The sequence below is a fragment of the Okeania sp. SIO2B9 genome (assembly GCF_010672505.1).
Taxonomy (GTDB): Bacteria; Cyanobacteriota; Cyanobacteriia; order Cyanobacteriales; family Microcoleaceae; genus Okeania; species Okeania hirsuta.
Genome location: NZ_JAAHGK010000898.1, coordinates 1 through 3,246, shown reverse-complemented (window position 1 = coordinate 3,246; position 3,246 = coordinate 1). Strand labels below are relative to the sequence as shown.

General features: G+C 34.3%; 2 protein-coding genes. One reads left to right on the top strand and one right to left on the bottom strand.

From position 1 onward, the window contains the following. Positions 1-799 precede the first annotated feature (799 nt). Positions 800-1,096 (bottom strand): hypothetical protein, encoded by a 297-nt coding sequence (locus F6K13_RS25155; RefSeq protein WP_124143735.1) that lies wholly within the window; start codon positions 1,094-1,096, stop codon positions 800-802. Positions 1,097-1,648: 552 nt separating this feature from the next. Between F6K13_RS25155 and F6K13_RS25150 the strand changes: the two genes are divergently transcribed. Further along, on the top strand, positions 1,649-3,016 hold the full coding sequence (locus F6K13_RS25150; RefSeq protein WP_124143736.1) for an NAD-dependent succinate-semialdehyde dehydrogenase: 1,368 nt from the start codon (positions 1,649-1,651) through the stop codon (positions 3,014-3,016). The last annotated feature ends 230 nt before the right edge of the window (positions 3,017-3,246 follow it).

Here is a 3,246-nt window from a genome sequence, read left to right as displayed (position 1 = left end):
AGTCTAACTACGTTCCTGTAGATAATTACAATATATTTTTATCTCTGCTGAATTCAATAAAGTTTGTAGTAAGTTTTCAAATAATTATGCTTTTACAGAATTGTAAAGTATTAAATTTAAAATAACGGTTATAGTTATATTTGAATATTGAAAGATTATTTTCATCCCATTCTCATAGTTTCAATATCAAAGATATATATCTAGAAGTTATTTTTGATTGTTCATCAGTCATCCGTTAATATTTTAAACAGGTTCGTTGAAGACCCTCACGCCTCTGGTTAAAAAACTTATAGTATATATTGATGGCAGGTTGCTCATTTCCATCACACATTTGTTAACACAGTTCCTCCACAGGAGGCTAACTATTCACTTTTGACGGATTAAAATTACTCTTGTACAAATAACTTAACGTATGTCAACTGCCCCTGATAATTAGTTAGTTTTCCGTAGAAAATAAGATTGCTAGTTTTAAAATCTAGCTTACTTAAATCTACATCTACTAATATCTCAACATTATAAATATCTAAATAAATATCTAAGTTTGATATTGCAATCTTAGTTGATAATTATGTTATAAAATTGTATCAAATAGTTTAGTCGTCAAAATTTATGATTGATAAATCATAATTAACAGTGTTTTTATGAAATTTTAGATATTACTGAACCTATGCCACTAATAAAATGCGATTAACCCAAATATGTACAGTGACGATATGGCTAACCCCACGCTCCGCGAACCCTAAAAAAGCATCACGGGCAAGCAGAAATACGCTCCCATCGTACAACTAGACGACGATATTTAAGTTGATACCACCCACGCGCAACGCTCTTGTTGAAAACTAGGTACAGAAATTTTGATCGGTCGTCCACGTTTCTTTTTGCCTTTCCAAAGTCCCTTAGGAAGTTGAGGTCTAATCCCTCTTACTAGATTAAATATTTTTTGATCAACAGTAGTAAATTCAGACATGGTATCTTTAACGAAGTCAGAAGTGATTTTTGTAACGGGGATTTTGAGCAACCCTACAAAAATATTTCGCCTTAAAAGGCGGGGTTTTAGACCAATTATTTTGATAAAAGTGTGATACTTTTTATACATTTAATGATACCCCTATCATGTTGGTTTTTCTGGCCTGATAGGGAGATTTAGACAAAGTCTAGCTATTGTAGGTGATTGAGATAAAACATATATATATATATACATAGACTTCGCTACAGTTTGAGGAATAGGAAATAAAGACTGTCTATCAGGGCTTACAAAAAAACACTTATAATATAGAACTTAAAAACTAGAGTGCTCCACTATATATGGAGTTTATAACTGAAAAATTTGTAAATCCTATCTATAAGTGTATATTTTTTTATATCGTTAAATGATTGTAAAAGATAGTTAAGAATTAACTGTTTTTGCTAGTGCAAGCGAGTATGATAAAGTATAAAGCCAAACTAAAGTTAACAAAAATTAGTAAGCTCTTGGATGAAATTAACACCCAGGGGTAAAGAAGCGAATAAGTTAAACTATCGAAGGATTTACAGCAGCAAGAAAAAAAGTTATTGTCAAAAACATTATTGTCACAAAATGTATTGATATTCATAACTTGTGACTTAATTTAAAAAGTAATTTTAACTTTAAATTGAGGAGAAAAAATTAATGGCGATCGCTACAATTAATCCAGCAACAGGAGAAACACTAAAAACTTTTGAACCAATCACAGATGCAGAGATTGAAACAAAACTAGAATTAGCAATCACAACTTTTGGTCAATATCGTCAAATTTCCATGACTCAACGTGGGGAATGGCTATTAGCAGCAGCCGATATTTTAGAGAAAAATGCTGAAAAATTTGCCAAAATAATGACCCTAGAAATGGGTAAAACTCTGAGTGGAGCTATCGCTGAAGCTAAAAAATGTGCCCTAGTCTGTCGCTACTATGCAGAAAATGCAGCAAAATTTCTCGCTGACGTACCAGCACAAACTGACGCAAGTAAATCTTTTGTCCGTTATCAACCATTAGGCCCAGTGCTAGCTGTTATGCCTTGGAATTTTCCCTTTTGGCAAGTTTTCAGATTTGCAGCACCAGCTTTAATGGCAGGAAATGTAGGTTTATTAAAACACGCCTCTAATGTTCCCCAATGTGCCTTGGCCATTGAAGAAATATTTAAAGAAGCAGGTTTCCCAGAAGGAGCATTTCAAACCCTATTGATAGGTTCCAATAAAGTAGCAGGCATCATGGCAGATGACCGAGTAAAAGCAGGAACTTTAACTGGAAGTGAACCAGCAGGAATGGCTTTAGCAGCAATAGCAGGTCAATCAATCAAAAAAACTGTTTTGGAATTGGGAGGTAGCGATCCATTTATAGTATTAGAAAGTGCTAATTTAGAACAAGCTGTGTCTACTGCTGTTACAGCTCGGATGTTGAATAATGGCCAATCTTGTATTGCAGCCAAACGCTTCATATTAGCAGAAACTATTGCTGAAGAATTTCAACAGCGTCTAGTAGAAAAATTTGAGGCTTTGAAGGTAGGAGACCCTATGTTGCCAGATACTGATATTGGTCCTTTGGCAACTCCATCTATTCTTCAAGAGTTAAATGCTCAAGTAGAAGCTTCTGTTGAGAAAGGAGCAAAAGTTCTGACTGGTGGTCATCTTTTATCTGACAGTCCGGGAAATTTTTACCCTCCTACTATTTTGGCGGAGATTCCAGTAGATTCCCCTGCTTATAAAGAGGAATTTTTTGGTCCTGTTGCCTTGATATTTCGGGTTACTAATATTGATGAAGCAATAGAACTGGCCAATAACTCTCCTTTCGGATTAGGTGCAAGTGCATGGACTACAGATACAGCCCAGACAGATAGGTTAATATCAGAACTAGAAGCAGGTGCAGTTTTTATCAATGGTTTAGTCAAGTCTGACCCACGTCTGCCTTTTGGTGGGATTAAACGTTCTGGCTATGGCCGAGAACTTAGCAAAGAAGGAATTCTGGAATTTGTCAATATTAAGACAGTTTGGGTGAAATAACTAAGTATCTGGCGATAAATAAAGTTAATCTTGTCTACCTACTTAATAGCTGTTAGGAGTTATAGCAATTACTTAAAATATTGTCATACTTAGATTTGATATTTATCAATCCTAGAAGTTGAATTGAGTGCTTAGTATGTAATAATTCTGATTATTTTCAGAGTGATTTTTACACCCCAATCAAATATAGTGTTGCTTTTAAAAGTGGGTATAATACCAAATCCGGTTTT

Bases quoted from the DNA above. Each gene is read 5' to 3' on its own strand.
- F6K13_RS25155 (WP_124143735.1), bottom strand. From the start codon at position 1,096: ATGTATAAAAAGTATCACACTTTTATCAAAATAATTGGTCTAAAACCC.
- F6K13_RS25150 (WP_124143736.1), top strand. From the start codon at position 1,649: ATGGCGATCGCTACAATTAATCCAGCAACAGGAGAAACACTAAAAACT.